Genomic DNA, 20502 nt, shown 5'->3' with positions numbered 1-20502 from the left:
CTCCGTTGGAAGGTCGCGCTTCAAGTCGCTGCGATTTAGCTTTAACTTGCGCAAGGCAGCTCAAGCCTTTGTAGCGCTTGATTTTCATCGGCCAAGAGGCGAGGTTGCCGGCCGCCGGGATCGCCCCGGCAGCGGCCCGCGACGTTGGAGGATGATGTGGCAAATCAAGTACAGGATCTGACCCCGGACGAGGTCTCCAAGGGTGTCGCGGAAGGGCGCTATCTCCTCGTCGATGTGCGCGAGCCGAACGAGGTCGAGGCCGAGGCTTATCCCTACGGCGTGGTCGTGCCGCTCTCGACCTTCGATCCCAAGGCGATCCCCGATCCGCAGGGTAAGGAGGTCGTGTTCGCCTGCCGCTCGGGCAAGCGTTCGGTGACGGCCTCGCTGGCGGCGCAGGCCGCGGGCCTGCCTTACGACAAGCATCTGGCCGGGGGCATGCTCGGCTGGAAGGCGGCGGGTCTTCCCAGCAAAGTCGGTGGCTGACCCCGCCGATGTCCAAGAGCTCGTCCCTCAACAAGGTCTTCGCGGACCTTCCCGTTACCATCTTCGAGGCGATGTCGCAGGCCGCGCGCGACAATGCCGCCATCAATCTTGGCCAGGGCTTTCCCGACGATCCGGGCCCCGAAGACATCCGCCGCGCCGCGGCCGAGGCCTCGCTGAACGGCTACAACCAGTACCCGTCGATGATGGGCCTGCCCGAGCTGCGCCAGGCGATCGCGACCCATTACGGCCACTGGCATGGCCTCGAGCTCGATCCGATGAGCGAGGTGATGGTGACCTCCGGCGGCACCGAGGCCCTGACCTCGGCCATCCTCGCCGTCGTCCAGCCCGGTGACGAGGTGGTGTGCTTCCAGCCGGTGTACGATTCCTATCTGCCGATCATCCGTCAGGCTGGCGGCATTCCGCGCCTGGTCCGGCTCGAGCCGCCGCACTGGCGGCTGAATGAGGACATGCTGAAAAGCGTCTTCAATTCAAAGACCAAGGCGGTGCTCTTCAACAATCCCCTGAATCCGTCCGCGGTGGTGTTTCCGCGCGAGGACCTCGAGCTTTTGGCGCGCTACTGCCAGGAGTTCGACGTGATCGCGATCTGCGACGAGGTCTGGGAGCACGTCACTTTCGACGAGCACAAGCACATCCCGCTGATCACCATCCCCGGCATGCGCGACCGCACCATCAAGGTCGGCTCGGCCGGCAAGATCTTCTCGCTGACGGGCTGGAAGATCGGCTTCGTCTGCGCCGCGCCGCCGCTGCTGCGCGTTGCCGCCAAGGTGCATCAGTTCCTGACCTTCACCACCGCGCCGAACCTCCAGGCCGCCGTCGCCTACGGGCTCGGCAAGCCGGACGAGTATTTCCTGTCGATGCGCAAGGACCTGGCGCGGAGCAGGGACCGCCTCGCCAAGGGACTGGAGAGCCTCGGCTTCCCGGTGCTGAAGTCGCAGGGCACCTACTTCCTCACCGTCGACCTATCCCCGCTCGGGCTGAACGAGAGCGACACCGAGTTCTGCTGGCGGATCGTGAAGGACTACAAGGTCGCGGCAATTCCGGTGTCGGCCTTCTACGAGCAGGACCCTGTGACCTCGGTGGTGCGCTTCTGCTTTGCCAAGAAGGACGAGACGCTCGACACCGCACTGGAGCGGCTGTCGGACGCGGTGCGCGGGCGCAAGAGGTAGGGGAGATGACGAACGTCAGCCGCTTCGGTTTTGGCCTCGCGATCGCCGCCGCGCTGACGTTGCTCTCCGCCCCCGCCGGGGCCGAGGAGCGGGTCGTCAACTTCTACAATTGGTCGAACTACGTGGCGCCCGACGTCCTCGAGGCCTTCACCAAGGAGACCGGCATCAAGGTGGTCTACGACACTTTTGACGCCAACGAGACCCTGGAGACGCGCCTGATGGCCGGCAAGTCCGGCTACGACGTCGTGGTGCCCACCGCCTATTTCCTCCAGCGCCAGATCAAGGCCAACATCTTCCAGAAGCTCGACAAGTCGAAGCTGCCGAACCTGGCCAATGCCTGGCCGGTGGTGACCGAACGTCTCGCGGTCTACGACCCCGGCAATGTCTACGCCGCCAATTACATGTGGGGCACGACGGGGATCGGCTACAACGTCGCCAAGCTGAAGCAGATTCTCGGAGCGGATGCGAAGATCGACAGCTGGGACATCGTGTTCAAGCCAGAGAATCTCGCGAAATTCAAAGACTGCGGCGTCCACATGCTGGATTCCGCCGACGACATCTTTCCAGCGGCGTTGAACTATCTCGGGCTCGATCCGAACTCGACCAAGCAGGCCGACCTCGACAAGGCCGCCGATGTCGTCGCCAAGGTGCGGCCTGCCGTGCGCAAGTTTCACTCGTCCGAATATTTAAGCGCGCTTGCCACGGGCGAGATCTGCTTCGTGGTCGGCTGGTCCGGCGACATCATGCAAGCCCGCGCCCGCGCTGCCGAAGCCAAAAGCGGCATCGAGATCGGCTACGCCATTCCGAAGGAGGGCGCGCAGATGTTCTTCGACAATCTCGCAATCCCTGCGGATGCCAAGAACGTCAAGGAAGCCTACGAGCTGATCAACTATCTCTACCGTCCGGACGTCGCCGCCAAGAATACGGACTTCCTGTCCTACGCCAACGGCAATTTCGCCAGCCAGAAGCTGGTCGATCCGAAGATCCTGAACGACAAGAATATCTATCCGGACGAGGCGACGCTCGCAAAACTGTTCGTCATCACGGCGCGCGAGCCGGCGACGCAGCGGATCATCAACCGGCTCTGGACCAGGGTGAAGACGGGGCGGTAAGGACTGTCCGCTACCGCCACCTTCGGTGCAGCCACAACCACTGCTCGGGATGCTCGCGGACCCAGCCTTCCACCACGCTGGTGATCGCCTGGGTGGTGCCCTGGATGTCGATCTTGCCGTCGGCGTCGCGCACCGGGTGGATCTCTTCGGTGATCTCGGCGGTGAAGCGGCCGCCGGGCAGGCGGATGACGCGGACGCCGTGGATCGGGCATTCGACCTGGCGCAACAGGCGCGCCAGCATCGGATTGGCGCGGGTCTTGCGGCCGAAGAAGGTGACCTCGACGCCGCCGGTCAGATACTGGTCGATCAGCATCGCGACGTGCTTGCCGTCCTTGAGCGCCTGCGCGAGCCGCAGCGGCGCGTCGCGCCCCGCGGGGATCAGCGTGCCCATATTGACCTGGCGCATCTCCTGGATGATGCGATCGGCGGACGCGATATTCGGGCGGCGGTAGAGGATCGCCGCATCGAGCCCGTGTGCGACGGCGGCAAGCGCCGGCAATTCCCAGTTGGCCAGATGCGCGGCGAAGATCAGCGCGGGTTTGCCGTCGTCGCGGATCTGATCGAACAGCTCGATGCTGCGGCTGGGCAGTTCGATCCGACTGTTTTCCGGATGATCGCGGTCATAATCCCAGACGTGATCCATATGAGCGAATTCGGCGCCGACGCGACCGAGATTGTCCCAGACGCCCATCAGGATGGATTCGATTTCCTCGGGCGATTTCTCCGGAAAGGCCGCGCTGAGGTTGGCGCGGCCGATGCGGTGCTCGCGCAGGCGCGGACCGATCGTCTTGGTGACGCGCGCGAAAAAGTCCGAGGTCTTGGCCGGATCGAAATAACGCGTGGTGCGCAACATGCCGACAGTGGCAGCTCCGATCAGGCCTCCACCGATCGACTTGGCCGTCTCCCGCGCGCGGGCCTTCGTCCTCGCAGGAAGCAGCGCCATGCGTCCGGTCAGGCCGGTTCGCGGGTCAGGATCAGCGAGGCGTTCTGGCCGCCGAAGCCGAACGAGTTCGACATCACAGCGGTGACGCGGGCATCGCGTGCCTTGTTGCCGACGACGTCGAACAGGATCGTGGGATCCGGATTGTCGTAGTTGATCGTCGGCGGGATGCGCTGATGTTCGAGCGTGAGCAGCGAGAAGATTGCCTCGACCGCGCCGGCGGCCGAGATGGTGTGGCCGACCATCGACTTGTTGGAGGTGACCGGAATTTTCGAGACGAGATCGCCGAACACGGCCGATGTCGTATTGTACTCCATCTTGTCGTTCTCCGGCGTCGCGGTGCCGTGCGCGTTGATGTGGTCGATCTGATCCGGCGTCATGCCGGCATCGGCCAGCGTCTTGTTCATGCAGCCGATGATCGGCTTGCCGTCGGGCGAGGAGCGGGTGCGATGGAAAGAATCGGTGAGCTCGCCGCAGCCGGCGATCAGGCCGAGAATTTTTGCGCCGCGCGCGGTGGCGGCTTCATAGCTTTCGAGCACCAGCGCGCCTGCGCCTTCGGCCATGACAAAACCGTCACGGTTCTTGGAGAAGGGACGGGAGGCCGCCTGCGGCGGGTCGTTCTGGGTCGACAGTGCCGAGAGCAGCGAGAAGCGCACCAGCGCCTCCGGATTCACGGTGCCGTCGGTCGCTACGCACAGCGCGGCATCGGTTTCGCCGCGGCGGATCGCCTCGACGCCGAGCTGGATCGAGGTCGCGCCCGAAGCGCAGGCCGTCGACAACGAGATCGGCGAGCCCTTGGTGCCGAAGGTCTCGGCGAGGTAGGCCGCGACCGAACCGAACATGAAGCGGTGGTGATAGGCGCTGTACTTGCCGCCACCGGAGATGCGCAGCAGATCGTCGTAATTGAAGTCGAGCTTACCGACGGCGCGGCCGAGCTCGCGGCGCTGCGGCCATTCGACTTCGACAGGTGCGACCGCCAGGAAGAGAGGACCCGGGAAATCCGCCTTGGTGCCGATGCCGGCCTGGTCCAGCGCTTCCTGCGTCACCAGTTCGGCCATCCGCTCGGACAGGCCGGTGGAGGAGAACGGATCGACGCTGACGAAATCCACCGTGCCGGCCATCGTGGTTTTCAGGCCGTCGACCGGAAAGCGCGTGATGGTGCGGATGCCGGATTCGCCGGCGACGAGCTTCGCCCAATTGTCGGTCTTGCCGTTGCCGAGCGAGGTCATGATGCCCATGCCGGTGACGACGACGACGGGACGCCCGAGTTTGTCGCGTGGTGCAGTCATGTCGATCCCCGCTTGAGCTGGAGCATGATTCGAAAAAGCGTGACGCGATTTTCCGAGAAGATCATGCCCAAACAATAACCTGCCAAAGCGCAACGCGCTCTAGCTTACTGCCTCGACCAGCGCCATGCCTTCGCCGCGCCAGTGTCCGGCCCCCACCACCACAATCTGGGTGGGCGCTCCTTGCATTTCAATCTCGGTTCCCGTGGAATCGTTCGGCGGAAACAGCGCGCCGCGAGAGATCGACAGCGCGGCGAGCGCGATGCCGAGCGGGAATTGCGTCTCCATGGTGTGGCCGAACATCGTGCCGGTCGAGCGCACCGGGAACTCGGCGTGGCCCTTCAGGAAGCCGCGCTCTTCTGACGTCGCCGGCTCAGCGCCGGTCGCACCGGATATGATCGCGCCCTTGCCGTCGCGCTTGGGCAACTTTGCCCAAAGCTTCTCCAGCGTCGCGGCCATGTCGCCGGGGGTCTTGCGCCGGGCGAGGTCGGCAACGACGCTCGACAGCTTCGCAAACGGCTTGGCACCGCGCGCTTCCGCATGCGCCTTGGACTCCAGCACCAGAAACGCGCCAGCCGAGCCGAGCGCGAAGCCGGCGTTGTCCTCGCGCGCCCACACGGGTGCGAACTTGTCCTTGAGATTGAAGTCGCCGAATTCGTAGAGGACCATCAGGTCCTTGCGCTCGCCATTGTGCGAGCCGCCGATCAGCGCGATGTCGCTCTCGCCCGAGGCGATGCGCGACAATGCAATGCGGGCGGCATCGGCGCCGGCAACCTCTTCACCCATGAAGGTGCGCGAGGTGCCGCCAATGCCGTGCACGATGGCGATGTTGCCGGCGAGCAGGTTGGAGAGCTGGGCCAGGAACAGCGTCGGCCTGAGATCGCTCATCAGCCGCTCGTTGAGGAAGCCGGGCGCGTTGGCACCCTTGGCCTCGGCCGTGAGCACGCCGGTGTCGACGTTGAGATCGCGCTCACCGCCGCCAGCGGCGACCACCATGTCGATCTTCGACAGGATATCCTTGTTGCCCTTGATCCCGGCGGAGTCGAGCGCAAGCCCGGCCGCATAGGTGCCGATGCGCTGCCAGGCTTCCATCTGACGCTGGTCGCCCTTCTTCGGGATCTGGCTGTCGAAGGTAACAGGCATCAGCGGGTGCACGATGTAGGGCGCAAAGCCCTTCTCGTCGACATTGATGCGCTTCTCCTGAAGCGCGGCCCAGTTGGCGTCCAGGCCCTCGCCGAGCGAGGTGGCCAGGCCAATGCCGGTGATCCAGACTTCCGTCTGGGCGGGCTTCGAAGCAGTCTCGGTCATTGCGATACGGCCTGTTGCGGAAAGCCGACGCGCTTGGCGACCGCGTCCATGTGGGCGCGCATATCCGCATGGGGAAAGGGAATCTGCGTGAAGGTCAGCGTCGAATTCGCGCGCAGCTTGCCGCCGACCTTGATCTTGGCTTCGGTCACGGCGTAGCCCGAGCCCTGATGGGCCAGGCTCGCCTCGATGCTCATGAGATCGCCGGGGAAGACCGAGCCGCGGACCTTGGCCTCCTTGACGGCAGCCAGGATCGGCATGCGCTCGAATTTGAGCACGCCAAGCTGAAGCCAGCCCGAGGCCTGCGCCATCGATTCGATCAGGAGCACGCCGGGCATCAGGGGATAGCCCGGGAAGTGCCCCTCGAAGATGGTGCTCTCCATCGGGACCTGAGCCTCGACGACAATCGTCTTCGCGTCGACGTTGAGGTCGACGACGCGATCTATCATGTGGAAGTATTCGAGTTGCATGACCGCGCGCTTAGGCGCTCGCGCCCTTGGCCGCAACCAGTTCGTCGATGCGGGCGCACAGGTTTTTCAGCACGAAATACTGCTCGGTGGTGGCTTTGCCGTCGTTGACCTCCTGGGTCCACTTTTCCAGCGGCAGCTTGATACCGAACTGCTTGTCGATCGCGAACGCGATGTCCAGGAAATCGAGGCTGTCGATGCCGAGGTCATCGATGGCATGGCTATCCGGCGTGATCGTGTCGCGCGGGATGTCGCAGGTTTCAGCGATGATCGTAGCGACCTGATCGAATGTGGAGGACATCACTAAGCCTTTGATATATTGCAGATGTTTGTCAGATTTTCCAGAGTGGAACGGTGGGTGGGCATCGCGCCCCGATGACGCCCTCAACCCCCCTCTGGCCGGGTCGAAAGCCCGTATATCGGAGCGCCGCCCTGAGTTCAATGGAGCCGGCGGGTGTGGGGACAGGGCTGGGGATGCCCGGTTGAGCCGTTTCCGCCGAAGGACCGTCGGCGGGCCTCGCCAGACGTCTTACCCTGCCAGATGTTTTGCCTACTAGACGCTTGCCTTAGATGTGCGGCGTCGTGATCTTGACGCAGTCGCGGCGGCCCATCAGCACGCAATCCTGGGTCCGGCGCAGGTCGGCGATGCTCACCGCGAGCCAGATCCCGATCGCGGTCAGTGCGATGGTGAAGGCCAGCGCCGCGATGTTGGCGAGCATGCGATGGCGGAAATCGTCCGGTTCAGTGCGGGGCTGCTCATAGCGCGACAGGTCGAGCGGCTCGGGCGCGACGCGCAATTGCTGCACGCTACCGTTGCCGCGGTAGCCCGTCGGGGAAGGCGAGGTGCGCGGCCTGAACTGGAGCACCCGATGCTCGTCATCCGAGCTTATGGGCCGCTGGGTTGTCATGGTGCAGGGATCACTCCGAAGCAGCGATTTTTAGATAGCATACGTGGGTAACACGTTGCAGAAAATCTTCTCAACGCGCACGTGCATTGTGCGTTCGCACTATCTTGCAGGGTTGCGAACGAAGGACCGTGGAACCGTGGTCGTTCCGGGCCTGCAGAGGGTGCGATGCAATATCTCCGCCCAGCCGAATGCATTGCCGGCACGATGCCCATGGCATAGTCCCAGGGAACCTGACCACGCAGCTGCAACCATGTGAAGGGCGTTTCGACCATGACCAATCCGCGCGAACCGAGAGTGCATCCGGTGTCGATCCTGTCGCTGCGGCCGACGCAGATGACGGTCGGGATGCGCGAGGTCAAGGAGAAGCGCAAGCGCTGGCGCGAGCACGACAAGAAGAAGCAGGCCGATCTGCTCGGCAAGCATATGATCCCCGTCGTGCATGGCCCCGACGAGCGCTATTACGTGATCGACCATCATCATCTCGGTCGCGCGCTGCACGACGAGGGCATCAAGGAGGTGCTGGTCACCATCGTCGGCGACCTCAGGATGGTCGAGCGCGAAGCGTTCTGGGGCGTGATGGACAACAAGCGCTGGGTTTACCCCTACGACGCCAAGGGCGAACGGCGACCGTTCCGCGATTTGCCGAAATCCGTCGTCGATCTCAAGGACGATCCCTTCCGGAGCCTTGCCGGCGAGCTGCGCCGCATGGGCGGCTTCGCCAAGGACACAACGCCGTTCTCCGAATTCCTGTGGGCCGATTATCTGCGCCGAAAGCTGTCGCGCAAGGCTGTGGATGCCAACTTTGAGAAGGCGCTCGAGAAGGCGATGTCCTCAGCCAAGAGCAAGGACGCGATCTATCTGCCCGGCTGGTGCGGTCCGGCTGACGATGATTAGGCGCAACGCTCACGTCAGTACGGCATGTGGCTCCGCAAACCGGATCTGATCACAGCCTCTTGAGCGAAACCATCTTCCGTCCGCGCGAAGCAGTGCTGAAACAAAGCCGTGCCATCTGTGGGATTGCCGAGCTCACACAGGAGGCCGAAATGCGCCGTCTGGTTTTCACCGTTGCCCTGCTCGTGGTCGCTTCAGCCGGGATATCGGCGTCGTTTGCCGCAGTACACCATGCCAAGACGTTGACGTTTTCCGAGCGCTTTGCCCCGGCGCTCGAGTTGATGGCGAAGCGTTAGGACAGATCCCGCCAGTTCAACCAGCAGCGTCACGATCGAGTTTGCGCAGCCGCACAAAGGCGGCCCAGGCCCGCGGATAATCCTTGTCGGTGGGATCAATCGTAAGTAGCGCGCGGCATGCTTCCTTGATCTCCTCAGGCGAAGGACGCTTGGCCGGAACCCGGGATGATTTGGCGTCTTCCCAGCGAGCCTCGACATCTCTTGCAAAAGCCAGGGCCTCGGCGCTGGTCCGCTTCTGCGCCGATTTCGCCAGCGGATGGTCCGAGGGGAAATTCGGCCATGCGGCGGGCGGTTGGTCGACACGCCACGTCAGTTCATCTGCTTGTCGTGCCTCCACGCCCGAACTTGAATGCTGTGCTGCTGGCGCCCATCCTGCCCCTGCTGAGGCTGCCGAACCCGATGAGCCGACCGATCCCCGCGGGACCGCCGAGCCTGGCGCGACCGCCGCGGTCTGTCCGGCGAGCTGGCCAAGCTGTTGTTCCATCGTTCCGCCGCTGGACTTGGGGATGATTTTTTCGACGGTCTTGATCATCGACAGCGCGCCTGGCGATATCAGCGTGTTCTGGTCGGCAATTTTGTCGTCGGCCGCGCCTGGGCAGGGCTTGTAAGCAGAGCGCTGCGACGTCATCCGGCCGTCGTCGTCGATACGGGCAAAATCGATCGCGACGGTGTAAACGAACGCGGCCTCGACGTACTGCCTTTCCTTGTCCATCGCTTTTACGGAGCCGCATACGTATTTTGCCTGGTTTGCATCGATCGTTCGCAGGCCGTTGAAGTGAGCTGAATTCGGCGCAATGAGGACGCGTAAGACAGCAGCCCGCGCCTTGCCATGCTCCGATTCGAACATGCTCCATATTTCGTTCGCGTTGATGATCTCCGGCTGATAGTTCCATGCGTATCCGGCCGCGAAGAATGCCGTGCCAATACAGGTCGCGATCACAAATGCCCGCACGTTCATGAGAAGCCCCTCGACAGGCACGACTCATCAGCGTCTCCGGTGACGGAAACTGCGCAAGTTGTGCCAAAGCGATTGTGCTAGTTGGGGGTGAGATTCTTAATTAAACGTGTGCGATTGCGAAAACACTGAGTTCCCGTCAAACGGGAACTCATCCGCTGCATTTGTCGGTGATGCGTTCCTTCCGCGCTCGCGGCGGTTATTTCTTTGGCAGCCGTCCCATCAGATAGAATTCGTCATTCGGCCGCATGCCGGTGAAATTCGCCAGCCGGTTCGACAGTGCGAAGAAGGCTGAGATTGCGGCGATGTCCCAGATGTCGTCGTCGCTGAACCCATGCGGCGCGAGCGCGGTGAAATCGTCCTCGGAAATCCGCTGCGCATCGGCCGAGACCTTCATCGCGAAGTCGAGCATCGCCTTTTGCCGCGGCGTGATGTCGGCCTTGCGGTAGTTCGTGGCGATCTGGTCGGCGATCAGCGGGTTCTTGGCGCGGATCCGCAGGATCGCGCCATGCGCGATCACGCAATACTGGCACTGATTGGCTGCCGAGGTCGCGACCACGATCATCTCCCGCTCGGCCTTGGTGAGGCCGCCGTCCTTCTCCATCAGTGCGTCGTGATAGGCGAAGAAGGCACGGAACTCGTCCGGGCGGTAGGCCAGCGTCAAGAACACGTTCGGCACGAAGCCGCTCTTCTCCTGCACGGCGAGGAGGCGTGTGCGGATGTCGTCGGGGAGCGCATCGAGGGCGGGAGCGGCGAAGCGTTGCGCGGGCTTTGTCATGGGCATGGATTCCGGCTTGGGGCCGGCAACCATAGTCGATGCCGGCGCCATGCTCAACGTGACGCCAGGCTCGCAATGCCGGAGCTGGAAAACGAGCGTTGCTTTACCGCAGCGGCTTCTTCAGCAGCGAGAAGCGGTCCGGATCCAGCCCCATCGACGGTTGCAGCATCGGGGCTTCGACGTTGGAGAGCGTCTTCGCGGGCGGCGCCGAGAACACTGGATCGTTCGGCACGTCGCGCTGCGAGGTGGCACCGCGCCAGCGCTCGAGCACGGCGCCGACGAAATGCATGTCGTGACCGGAGGTGACGGACGGCACGCTGCTGATGGTGGCTTCGCCGCGCGGCAATTGATGCGGCGGCACCTCCTTGAAGCGCAGCCGCGTCGGCAGCGCGACACCTTCGCCGAAGGCCAGCACTTCGCGGGTGCCGAGCGAGGGCACGAACGAGAGCAGATTCGCGGCCGCATCCGACACCGCGGCGCGCAGCAGCGCCTGGTCGCGCTCGTTGGCAAGACGCATCGTGAACAGCGTGTTGCACTGGGAGATGATCGTGGCGTCGAGCTCGGCCGGACGCTGGGTGATGAGGCCAAGATAGACGCCGTATTTGCGGCCTTCCTTGGCAATGCGCGACACCGCCTTGCGGGTCGGCCCGAAGCCGACATTACGATCGGCGGAGGCGTAGCGGTGAGCCTCTTCGCAAACGAACAGCATCGGCGAAACGCCGTCGCTCCACAGGCCGAAGTCGAAGGCCATGCGGCAGAGCACCGAGACGACGGAATCGATGACCTCGGCCGGGAAGCCGGCGAGCTGCATCACCGTCATCGGCTTGCCGTTGGCCGGCAGGCGGAACAGATGGCTGATCACCTCCGCCATGGTGTCACCGCCGACATTGGCGTTGTCGAACATGAAGGCGTAGCGCGGGTCGTTGCGGACCGCCTCGATGCGGGAGATCAGCTTGTGATAGATGATGCGCGAGGAGCGGTTCTCGAGCTTGCCCATGCGCTCGTCGATCAGCGACATCAGGTCGACCAGGCGATAGGGCACCGGCGTATCGACGGTGTAGCCGATCTGCTTGGGATCGATGCGCTTCAGGCCAATGCGGTCGGCGTTCTGGTACTGGGTGTAGACGCCCTTGGCCAGCGGAATGACCTCGGCGAGGACGTCGAGCTCCTCGGGCACGCCGGCGCGGCCGCCGAACAGCACGTCGACGATTTCCTCGAAATTGAACAGCCAGAATGGCAGTTTCAAATTGCGCGGGTTGAGCACCAGCGCGCGGTCGCCGAAGCAGCGGCCATATTCGTTGTGCACATCGAGCAGGAAGATGCGCAAATTCGGGCGTGCCTTGAGGATCTCGTTGAGCAACAGTGACACACCGGTCGATTTGCCGACGCCGGTCGATCCCAGCACCGCAAAGTGCTTGGAGAGCATTTCCTCGATGTCGACATAGGCGACGACGGAGCTGTCCTGCTGAAGGAAGCCGACATTGATCTGGTCGGAGCCGGTAGGCGCGTAGATCGTGCGCAGCTCCTGGCTCGTGATCAGGTCGACGGAATCGCCGATGGTCGGATAGTTGGTGACGCCGCGCTGGAATTTGGCCTTGCCGGTGGCGTTGAGAATTTCGCCGAGCAGGTCGACCGAGGCGATGGCGATCAAATTGTCGTTGCTCGAGAGGTTCTCGCAGGACACCTCGGTGATCATGGCGACGATGACCGAGCTGGCGCAGCGGATACTGACGAAGCGGCCGACGGTGGCCCGCACTTCCGAGACCGGCATCCGGCTTTCAGCCAGCAGCCCGACCCGGGCGAGCGATCCGCGAACCGAAATCACGCGTCCAAAGGATGTCACAATGAATGAACCTGGCAAGAGCAACGGGTTGCCCGGACTATGCACGGCCGTCGCTGGACAAACGGTTAAACGGCAGGCGCCGGCGCTTCGTTAAATCCGCGACAATTCGGGCGCGAGGTTTGTTCCCAATGCATACTCCCTGGCGGAAGCGGCCGGAAAATGCTGTTTTTTCCCGGCCGACGGGCCCAGAGTGTTTAAGGAAGATTTTACCATTCGGGCAGTCGGTCCGCGGTTCCGGGACGGGTTGGTCATCCGAGATGGCCCGTCATCTGTTCCGGGCGGCGATGCCTGATTTGTTGACGGGACCTAATCATTTGTACATTGGTACAAATGAACCGGCGGCCTCGGCGCCGCCCACCGGTGCGTGAGCGGATTGCCGCCTGCGCCGGATCGCGAGGATCCGGTCCAGCGGATCGCAAGCCACGTCTTGGAGGACACCATGCAGCCCGAACCGATCCTCGATCTCGCTCATCTCGGCCACATGGAGCTGTTGACACCGAAGCCGGACGAGAGCCTGAAATTCTTCGTCGAGGTCATGGGCATGACCGTCAGCGGGCAAAAGGGCGAGTCGGTCTATTTGCGCGGCTGGGACGATTACGAGCGCTATTCGCTCAAACTGACGGCGTCGAAGACGTCAGGCATGGAGCACATGGCGTTGCGCGCGCGCAGCCAACAGGCGCTGGAGCGCCGCGTCGCGGCGCTGAAGGGATCCGGCTTCGACATCGGCTGGATCGACGGCGACATGGGGCAGGGGCCGACCTTCCGCTGCCGCGATCCCGATGGACACATCATCGAGCTCTATTACGAGACCGAATGGTATCAGGCGCCGCCGGAGTTGAAGCCGGCGCTGAAGAACCAGGCGCAGCGCTTTCCCGCGCGCGGCGTCAATGTCCGCCGCCTCGACCACCTCAATTGCCTCGCCGTCGACATCAAGGCCAACCGCGAGTTCTTCGAGAACTATCTCGGCTGCCGGCTTACCGAGCAGATCGTGCTCAACGACGGCCGCGAGGCGGCGATGTGGCTGACGATGTCCAACAAGAGCTACGATTTCGCCTATTCGCTCGACCATTCCGGCACGCCCGGCCGCTTCCACCACGTCACCTACGCGCTCGACAGCCGCGAAGAGATTCTTCGCGCCGCCGACATCTTCCTGGAGAACGGCATCCACATCGAGACCGGCCCGCACAAGCACGCGATCCAGCAGACCTTCTTCCTCTACGTCTACGAGCCCGGCGGCAATCGCGTCGAAGTCGCCAATGCCGGTGCGCGCCTCATCCTTGCGCCCGACTGGAAGCCGATCGTCTGGACGGAAGAGGAGCGCAAGAAGGGACAGGCGTGGGGCCTGAAGACGATCGAGTCCTTCCACACGCACGGCACGCCGCCGGTGGAGCACAAGAAGTAGCGCTCAGTTGGCGGCGGCTCTCACACGCGCAATCGTCTCCTTGACGCCGGTCCATGCCGGCCTGTCCGGTGCGAACTGCCTGCGCAGGAAGGTGACCAGTTCCTCGACCTGCGCATTGCTCATGCTGTTCTTGAAGGCCGGCATGTAGCCGAGATCGCTCGACACCGGCTCGGCGATGCCGTGCAGGATGATTTGCACGAGATTGTCCGATGCGGCGCTGTGCAGATTGCTGTTGAGTGCCAGCGAAGGCCGGCTGCCGAACAGCGGCAGGCCGCCGACCTCATGGCAGACGGCGCAGGCGCCCTGATAGAGCCGCGCGCCGGTGGAGGACGCGATTTTAACTTGCGTCGCGCTTTCGAGACGTGCCGCAAACGCGTCCGGTGCTTCGGTTGCGGTGTCGTTGAATGAGTTCAGATAGACCGCCATCGCCTGAATGTCCTGGTCGGACAGGGCTTTGAGGTCTCTGACGATTGGCGCCATCGGCCCGGCGGCGACGCCATGATATCGCGAGTGGCCCGTGCGCAAATAGGCGAAAAGCTCGTCCTCGCTCCATGGGATCGGCGCGTGCGAGAGTGAGGTCAGCGGCGGCGCCTCCCAGCCCTCGGCAAAGCCGCCGGCGAGATAGGCGCCACGCTGCTCGGCGCCGAGTGCGTTGCGCGGCGAATGGCAGGCGCTGCAATGGCCGAGGCCCTCGACCAGATAAGCGCCGCGATTCCAGACTTCGGACTTGGCGGGATCAGGCTTGAACTCGCGCGTCTGGTGGAACAGCGCATTCCATCCGGCAAGTAGCGGGCGGAGATTGAACGGGAAGGCGAGCGTATTCGCAGGCTGCGTCGCGCGCACCGCAGGCTGCGCCATTAGGTAGGCGTAAAGCGCCTGCATGTCGGCATCGCCAGTCTTCGAAAAGTGCGTGTAGGGGAAGGCGGGATAGAGCTGCCGTCCGTCGCGATGCAGCCCGTCGCGCATCGCGCGCTCGAATGCGGGATAGGACCAGGCGCCGATGCCGGTCTCGACGTCGGGCGTGATGTTGGTCGCGTAGATCGTGCCGAACGGCGTCTCCAGGGCGCGGCCACCGGCGTTGAGCGCCCCGCCGATCATGGTGTGGCACTCCGCGCAATTGCCGAACGCGGCCAGTTGTTGCCCGCGCGCGATCGTCGCTGCGGAATAGACCGATGGATCGGGTCGGGTGATCGGCGCGATGGCGCGGCCGGGCAAAAGAGCTGCACCGATGCCGATCGCCGCGGTGCAGACGGCCGCGATCGTCGCGAAGACGCCGGCGCGTTTGGCGAAGGGATTTTCCCAGATGCGGGATGGCTGTGGCGTAGCGGGAGCGGGCAGCGCCTGCGGCGTGGCTGGGGCGCTGCCGTGCAAGCCCTTCAGGATGCGCTCGGGCGTGAACGGCGGCTCGCGAAAGCGCACGCCGGTGGCGTCGAAGATGGCGTTGGCAATCGCAGCCGCGCTTGGGACCGAGGCGGACTCGCCGACGCCGAGCGGCGGCTGGTCTGGCCGCGGCAGCAACAACACGTCGATCTTGGGCACGTCAGGGAACGGGATGATCGGATAGGCGCCCCATTCCCGCGCCGCGACTGCCCCGCGTTCGAAGGAGACCTCCTCCATCAGCGCGCGGCTGGTGGACTGGATGACGTTGCCATGGATCTGGTGGCGCACGCCGCCCGGGTTGATCATCAATCCGGAATCCTGCCCGGCGACCACGCGCGTCACGCTGACCTCGCCGGTCGACTTGTTGACGGCAACGTCGGTGACCCAGGCCGACCACGCCGCGCCATAACCGGGAAATCTGCTGTGGACGTAGAGCGCATAGGCAAAGCCGCGCCCATGCACGATCTCGCCGTCTTTCTCTTCGCGCACCGGTCGCGGCGTCCAACCCGCGCGCTCGGCGACCGCATGGACGAGATCGACGGCGCGCTGATCCCTAAGGTAACGCAGGCGATATTCGATCGGGTCGACGCCGGCCTCGGTTGCGGCCTCGTCGATATAGGATTCATGCGCAAAGGTGTTCGGCAGGGCCGAGACGCCGCGAAACCAGGACGCACGCACGATCGGCGCCATGTCGTGGGCGACGACGCGCATGTGGTCGTAATCGTAAGGCGGGATTGCGGTGCGGTCGCCCATCTGGAGGACGTCCGGCTTCGGCGATATCCGCCCCGTCAGCAACAGCGCCAACGTCGGCGCGGCATTCGACGGATACCGCGTGGCAAGATCGTAAGCAGCGACGCCGCCCTCCGCGTTCAGGCCGCCATTGACGTCGATGAGCTGCGCGGCGCCCTTGGGCTCCCAGGCGTGCTCCTGCTCGCGCGTCAGCTGCACGCGCACGGGCCGGCCGACCGCGCGCGAGAGCAGCAGCGCGTCCGCGGTGACATCGTCGGCGCAGTTGCGGCCGTAGCAGCCGGCGGCCTCCAGCCTGATCACCTCGATCTCGCTCTCGGGACGCTCGATCAGCAGCGACAGGTCTGCGCGCAGCGGGTGCGGATTTTGCGTGCCCGACCAGACGCGGATGTTGCCGTCCTGGAAGTCGGCGACCGCGCAGGACGGGCCGATCGAGGCATGCATCTGATAGGGCCAGACGTAAGTGCGCTGCATCGGCTTGGCCGCGCCGGCAATGGCCGCATCGACGTCGCCCTTGTCGATCAGGGTGCGCGGCGTCGATGGATTGGCACGCAGCGCTGTCTCGACGTCGGCGAGATCGGTCAGTTCAGACGTCGGTCGCCAGCTCACCGCAAGCTGCTCCGCCGCGCGGATAGCGCTCTCCTCGCGCTCCGCGACGATTCCGACGAAATCGCCGATGCGCACGACGGCTATGATGCCGGGGATGTCGCGCACCGAGGATTCGTCGACCGAAATCAGGCTGGTGCCGACAAACGTGCCGGCATCGACGCCGGCATAGGGCGGACGCACCACGCGTCCGTGCAGCATGCCGGGCACACGGATGTCGTGCACGAAGGTCAGCTCGCCCGTGGCCTTGGCCGGGAGGTCGATGCGGGGCATCGATTGGCCGACAATGGCGTAATCGCCGACGGGCTTGACGGCGACGTCGTCGGCAAGCTCGAGACGAATGGTCTCTCCGCCGATCAACTCGCCATAGCTGACGCTGCGATTGTCGTGCCCGCGCACAAGGCCGTCTTCGATTCTGAGATCGGCAGCCGGCAGCTCCAGGCGCTCGGCCGCACGTGCGATCAGGAAGTGTCGCGCCTGCGCGGCGGCTTTGCGCAGGGGAACGGCGGTGATCTGGATGGTCTCGCTCGCGATCGTGGCGCCCTGGTTCGGCACCGTTGCGGTGTCGCCGAGCACCACGACCACGCGGGCAAAGGAGACGTCGAGCTCTTCAGCCACGATCTGGCCAAGCGCCGTGCGGATGCCGGTGCCGAGATCGACATGACCATTGTAGGCTGTGACCGAACCGTCCGCGGTGATGCGAACGAAGGTCTCGAACGTGCACTCGTCCACCGTGCGGACGACGACGAGCGAGCCGGATTGCAGCTCAGCTCCGTTCGGATGCGGGGAGCCCATCAATCACCGGCCTCGGCGAGCTGGCCAGACGCACGCATCACGGCGCGCAGGATTTCGATATGCGTGCCGCAGCGACAGAGATTGTAACGTAGCGCCGCCAGCGCCTCCTGTTCGGTGGGCTGGGGGTTGATGGCAAGCAGCGCTTTGGTGGTCATGATCATGCCGTTGAGGCAATAGCCGCATTGCGCGGCCTGTTCGTCGATGAAGGCCTGCTGCACCACATCTGGCTTGTCGCGGGTGCCGAGCCCTTCGAGCGTCACGATGTCGCGGCCGGCGCAGCCGCTGATCGGAATCACGCAGGAGCGCGCCGCCGCGCCATCGATCAAGACAGTGCAGGTGCCGCATTCACCGAGGCCGCAACCGTATTTCGGACCGTTGAGCGCGAGATCGTTGCGCAGCACGTAGAGCAGCGGCGTGTCTCGCGCCGCAGTGATCTCGTGGATCCGGCCGTTCACGGTGATGCGGATCGGTGTCTGCGTCATCCTCGTTCCCAAATCGACTCGTTGAGCTCCGCAGCCAAAGCTTCGCGAAATTCCAAGTCCGCTCAAAATCTACGTTGCGACGATACCGTTTGTACACAAACGTGCAAGCCGTGCATGCCGCAGTGCAGCGCGAATGCCTTCTTTGTGGACAGAGCGGATAGGCAAATGAGGTTTTATGCGGCAGGCGTATGTTTTGCGCCGCACCGCCGCTTGACAGTCATCGGGAGGGCGCGCAACATCGTTCGTGTACAAATGATAACTGCACTGTCGGCTGGCTTTGACATGGTGACTGAACCTACGAGCGCCGCCATCGACAAGATCCGCTGCGATGCGTGTCCGGTGATGTGCTACATCAAGCCGGGCGCGGCGGGCGCCTGCGACCGCTATGCCAATCACGAGGGCAAGCTCGTCCGTGTCGACCCGCATGTGATCCTGGAGCGCACCGTGTCGCATGGCGGCAAGCTCGTTCCGTTCAGCCGCACCGAAGATTGGGACGGCAAGATCGTCCACGAGCCTTCCACCTTTGTAACGGCGATCGGCGCGGGGACGACCTATCCCGACTACAAGCCGGCGCCGTTCATCGTCTCGGCGGAGGTCGACGGCGTCGACATGGTGACTGTCGTCACCGAGGGCATCTTCTCCTATTGCGGCATCAAGGTGAAGATCGACACCGACCGTTATCTCGGGCCGGAGACGGCGACCGTCCGTGCACAAGGCGAGGCGGTCGGCCACGTCACCACCAGCGAATACGGTTCGCAGATGCTGTCGCTCGGCGGCGTGCATCATCTGACCGGCGGCTCCAAGAAGGAAGGCCGCGTCACCTGCGACACGCTGATGGACCTCGCAAATTGCAAGGCGGTCGAGCTCACCATCGACGGCGGCGCGAGCGTGGTGGTGCAGGCCGGCCAGCCGCCGATCGTCAACGGCATGAAAGAAGAGCGCATGCGTGTCGGCTGCGGCTCGGCGACGATCGGCATGTTCGCCAAGCAATGGCACGGCAAGGTCGACGAGGTCGTCGTGGTCGACGACCATATCACCGGCGTGCTCTCGGAGCACCAGGCCGGCAAGCTGCTCGACATCGCCGACACCGGCATCAAGATGAAAGGGCGCCGCTCGACGCCCGGCCGCTATTTCCAGGTCGCCGATCCCGGCACGGGTTGGGGCGGCACCAATATCTCCGATCCGCTCGCAATCCTCGGACCGTTCGACGCCAAGGAAGCCAGGGCCGGCCTCTCCATGCTGATGGTCTCCACGACCGGCGAACATTCGTCCTATTACGTGCTCGACGAAGCCTTGAAGCCGGTCGAGACGGAGATGCCGGATGACCTCAAGTTTTCGGTCGAGCGCATTCAGGAGAATTGCGAGCCGGCGCTGTGTACGGTGCTGTTCATGGCCGGCGCCGGTGGTTCCTTGCGGGCGGGCGTGACCGACAATCCGGTGCGGCTGACGCGCTCGGTGAAGGACGCGCTCACGCGCGTCACCAGTGGCGGCGCACCTGTTTACGTCTGGCCGGGCGGCGGCATCACCTACATGGTCGACGTGACGCAGATGCCGGCGGGCGCATTCGGTTACGTGCCGACGCCCGCGCTGGTCGCGCCGATCGAATTCACGATGAAGCTGTCGGACTATGCGGCGCTCGGTGGGCACATGGATTATGTGAAACCGCTGTCCGAAGTGCAGGGCGGCGACGATGTCCGCCAATTGCCCTGGCAGAACCCGATTCCAGGGCCTCGGGCATGACAAGGCTCCCGCAAATCGCGTTGCTGTCTGACGGCCGGCGACTGCATTTGCAGGATGGACCGATTGATTTGGTCGTCGAGGCGAGGGGGGCTGCCGACGCAGTGCGCGCGGCCTATGAGGCGGCCGTCCGGCGCTTCACGGGATTGCTCGACGAGCTCTGCGCGGAACTGCCCGAACTGCGGACCGCTGTCGAGGAGCGGACCTCGTTGAGAGGCGTTGTGGCGCGTCGCATGCACGCCGCGGTCGCGCCCTATGCCGCTGATGGCTTCATCACGCCGATGGCCGCTGTGGCCGGCGCCGTAGCGGAGGAGATTCTCGGCGCAATGCTGAACGCTGCGGCGCTCGATCGAGCCTATGTCAACAATGGCGGCGACATTGCCCTGCATCTCGGCGAGGGCGAGCATTTTTCGGTCGGCCTGATGGACCGGCCCGATCGCGACGGCGTGATGCGGACGATCAGGGTGGACGCCGATGATCCCGTGCGCGGCATTGCGACCAGTGGACGGCACGGTCGCAGCTTTTCCCTCGGGATTGCCGATGCGGTGACCGTGCTGGCCGGAACAGCGTCGCAAGCCGATGCCGCCGCGACGATCATTGCGAATGCCGTCGATCTGCCGGGGCATCCCGCCATTATCCGAAAGCCTGCGTGCGAGCTTCAGCCCGACAGCGATCTTGGCGCACGGCTCGTGACCCGCAACGTTGGTGGATTGTCGCAGAACGAGATCACCACCGCGCTCGAATCTGGCGCGGAATGTGCACGGCAATTATTCGATCGCGGATTGATCGAGGGTGCCGTGTTGCAGCTTTGTGGTGATATGCTTGTCATCGGGACCAAGGATATTGAACGGCAACGATCGCGCCCGCTTGTGCCGGAAATCGCGGTTCATGCCTGAACAGGG

Annotated in this window: 19 protein-coding genes; 8 read left to right on the top strand and 11 right to left on the bottom strand. The window is 64.1% G+C overall.

The window, feature by feature from the left end; translation table 11 throughout:
* The first annotated feature begins 156 nt into the window (after positions 1-156).
* From AC0L3J_RS07185 to AC0L3J_RS07175, 3 genes are read left to right on the top strand one after another with little or no spacing between them, the layout of a single operon-like run.
* Entirely contained in the window at positions 157-483 is a 327-nt protein-coding gene (locus AC0L3J_RS07185; protein WP_008139644.1) for a rhodanese-like domain-containing protein, read from the top strand.
* An 8-nt stretch (positions 484-491) separates the two neighbouring features.
* Positions 492-1670 (top strand): aminotransferase, encoded by a 1179-nt coding sequence (locus AC0L3J_RS07180; RefSeq protein WP_007592485.1) that lies wholly within the window; start codon positions 492-494, stop codon positions 1668-1670.
* A 5-nt stretch (positions 1671-1675) separates the two neighbouring features.
* The gene (locus AC0L3J_RS07175; protein ID WP_473346602.1) at positions 1676-2782 is read left to right on the top strand and encodes a polyamine ABC transporter substrate-binding protein; all 1107 of its coding nucleotides are present in this window, start codon (positions 1676-1678) and stop codon (positions 2780-2782) included.
* Between the two features lie 10 nt (positions 2783-2792).
* Here AC0L3J_RS07175 and AC0L3J_RS07170 read toward each other — a convergent pair whose 3' ends face one another.
* The 6 genes from AC0L3J_RS07170 to AC0L3J_RS07145 all read right to left on the bottom strand — a co-directional run bounded on the left by AC0L3J_RS07170 (position 2793) and on the right by AC0L3J_RS07145 (position 7688).
* The gene (locus AC0L3J_RS07170) at positions 2793-3725 is read right to left on the bottom strand and encodes a lipid A biosynthesis lauroyl acyltransferase (RefSeq protein WP_473346600.1); all 933 of its coding nucleotides are present in this window, start codon (positions 3723-3725) and stop codon (positions 2793-2795) included.
* Between the two features lie 8 nt (positions 3726-3733).
* Positions 3734-5011, bottom strand: a complete 1278-nt coding sequence (locus AC0L3J_RS07165; protein ID WP_473346598.1) for a beta-ketoacyl-ACP synthase — start codon at positions 5009-5011, stop codon at positions 3734-3736.
* Positions 5012-5110: 99 nt separating this feature from the next.
* The gene (locus AC0L3J_RS07160; RefSeq protein ID WP_473287323.1) at positions 5111-6316 is read right to left on the bottom strand and encodes a beta-ketoacyl-ACP synthase; all 1206 of its coding nucleotides are present in this window, start codon (positions 6314-6316) and stop codon (positions 5111-5113) included.
* Entirely contained in the window at positions 6313-6783 is a 471-nt protein-coding gene (locus AC0L3J_RS07155) for a 3-hydroxyacyl-ACP dehydratase FabZ family protein (RefSeq protein WP_473287322.1), read from the bottom strand. The genes AC0L3J_RS07160 and AC0L3J_RS07155 overlap by 4 nt, the downstream gene beginning before the upstream one ends.
* 10 nt (positions 6784-6793) lie before the next feature.
* Complete coding sequence (locus AC0L3J_RS07150; RefSeq protein WP_007592476.1) at positions 6794-7081, bottom strand: acyl carrier protein; 288 nt, start codon at positions 7079-7081, stop codon at positions 6794-6796.
* 265 nt (positions 7082-7346) lie between these two features.
* Positions 7347-7688 carry a hypothetical protein gene (locus AC0L3J_RS07145; RefSeq protein ID WP_007592473.1) on the bottom strand — a complete coding sequence of 114 codons (342 nt, stop codon included), beginning with the start codon at positions 7686-7688 and terminating at the stop codon, positions 7347-7349.
* 270 nt (positions 7689-7958) lie between these two features.
* Here AC0L3J_RS07145 and AC0L3J_RS07140 point away from each other — a divergent pair, with 270 nt between their 5' ends.
* Positions 7959-8582, top strand: a complete 624-nt coding sequence (locus AC0L3J_RS07140; RefSeq protein ID WP_473346597.1) for a ParB-like protein — start codon at positions 7959-7961, stop codon at positions 8580-8582.
* A 59-nt stretch (positions 8583-8641) separates the two neighbouring features.
* A complete protein-coding gene (locus AC0L3J_RS07135; RefSeq protein ID WP_473346595.1) occupies positions 8642-8875 on the top strand; it encodes a hypothetical protein in 234 nt (77 codons plus the stop codon).
* Positions 8876-8891: 16 nt separating this feature from the next.
* On the opposite strand, the gene AC0L3J_RS07130 is transcribed toward AC0L3J_RS07135, so the two are convergent.
* From AC0L3J_RS07130 to AC0L3J_RS07120, 3 genes are all read right to left on the bottom strand, one after another.
* Positions 8892-9833, bottom strand: coding sequence for a hypothetical protein (locus tag AC0L3J_RS07130; protein ID WP_473346594.1), 942 nt, complete (start codon positions 9831-9833; stop codon positions 8892-8894).
* Between the two features lie 196 nt (positions 9834-10029).
* The gene (locus AC0L3J_RS07125) at positions 10030-10608 is read right to left on the bottom strand and encodes a peroxidase-related enzyme (protein ID WP_027569453.1); all 579 of its coding nucleotides are present in this window, start codon (positions 10606-10608) and stop codon (positions 10030-10032) included.
* 103 nt (positions 10609-10711) lie between these two features.
* Complete coding sequence (locus AC0L3J_RS07120) at positions 10712-12451, bottom strand: ATP-binding protein (RefSeq protein ID WP_007592463.1); 1740 nt, start codon at positions 12449-12451, stop codon at positions 10712-10714.
* A gap of 439 nt (positions 12452-12890) precedes the next feature.
* Here AC0L3J_RS07120 and AC0L3J_RS07115 point away from each other — a divergent pair, with 439 nt between their 5' ends.
* Entirely contained in the window at positions 12891-13853 is a 963-nt protein-coding gene (locus tag AC0L3J_RS07115) for a catechol 2,3-dioxygenase (RefSeq protein ID WP_473346592.1), read from the top strand.
* A 3-nt stretch (positions 13854-13856) separates the two neighbouring features.
* Here AC0L3J_RS07115 and AC0L3J_RS07110 read toward each other — a convergent pair whose 3' ends face one another.
* Entirely contained in the window at positions 13857-17381 is a 3525-nt protein-coding gene (locus AC0L3J_RS07110; protein ID WP_473346591.1) for a molybdopterin cofactor-binding domain-containing protein, read from the bottom strand.
* Positions 17381-17863 (bottom strand): (2Fe-2S)-binding protein, encoded by a 483-nt coding sequence (locus tag AC0L3J_RS07105; RefSeq protein ID WP_456764841.1) that lies wholly within the window; start codon positions 17861-17863, stop codon positions 17381-17383. Before AC0L3J_RS07105 ends, AC0L3J_RS07110 begins: the two co-directional genes overlap by 1 nt.
* Positions 17864-18145: 282 nt before the next feature.
* Here AC0L3J_RS07105 and AC0L3J_RS07100 point away from each other — a divergent pair, with 282 nt between their 5' ends.
* Positions 18146-19603 (top strand): hypothetical protein, encoded by a 1458-nt coding sequence (locus tag AC0L3J_RS07100; RefSeq protein ID WP_027569458.1) that lies wholly within the window; start codon positions 18146-18148, stop codon positions 19601-19603.
* Complete coding sequence (locus AC0L3J_RS07095) at positions 19600-20496, top strand: UPF0280 family protein (protein WP_473346589.1); 897 nt, start codon at positions 19600-19602, stop codon at positions 20494-20496. The genes AC0L3J_RS07100 and AC0L3J_RS07095 overlap by 4 nt, the downstream gene beginning before the upstream one ends.
* Positions 20497-20502: the final 6 nt, after the last annotated feature.

This window comes from Bradyrhizobium sp. Kon37 (assembly GCF_055807535.1).
The sequence above is the reverse complement of the archived record's forward strand: the minus strand, read 5'-3'. Positions and strand labels throughout refer to the sequence as shown.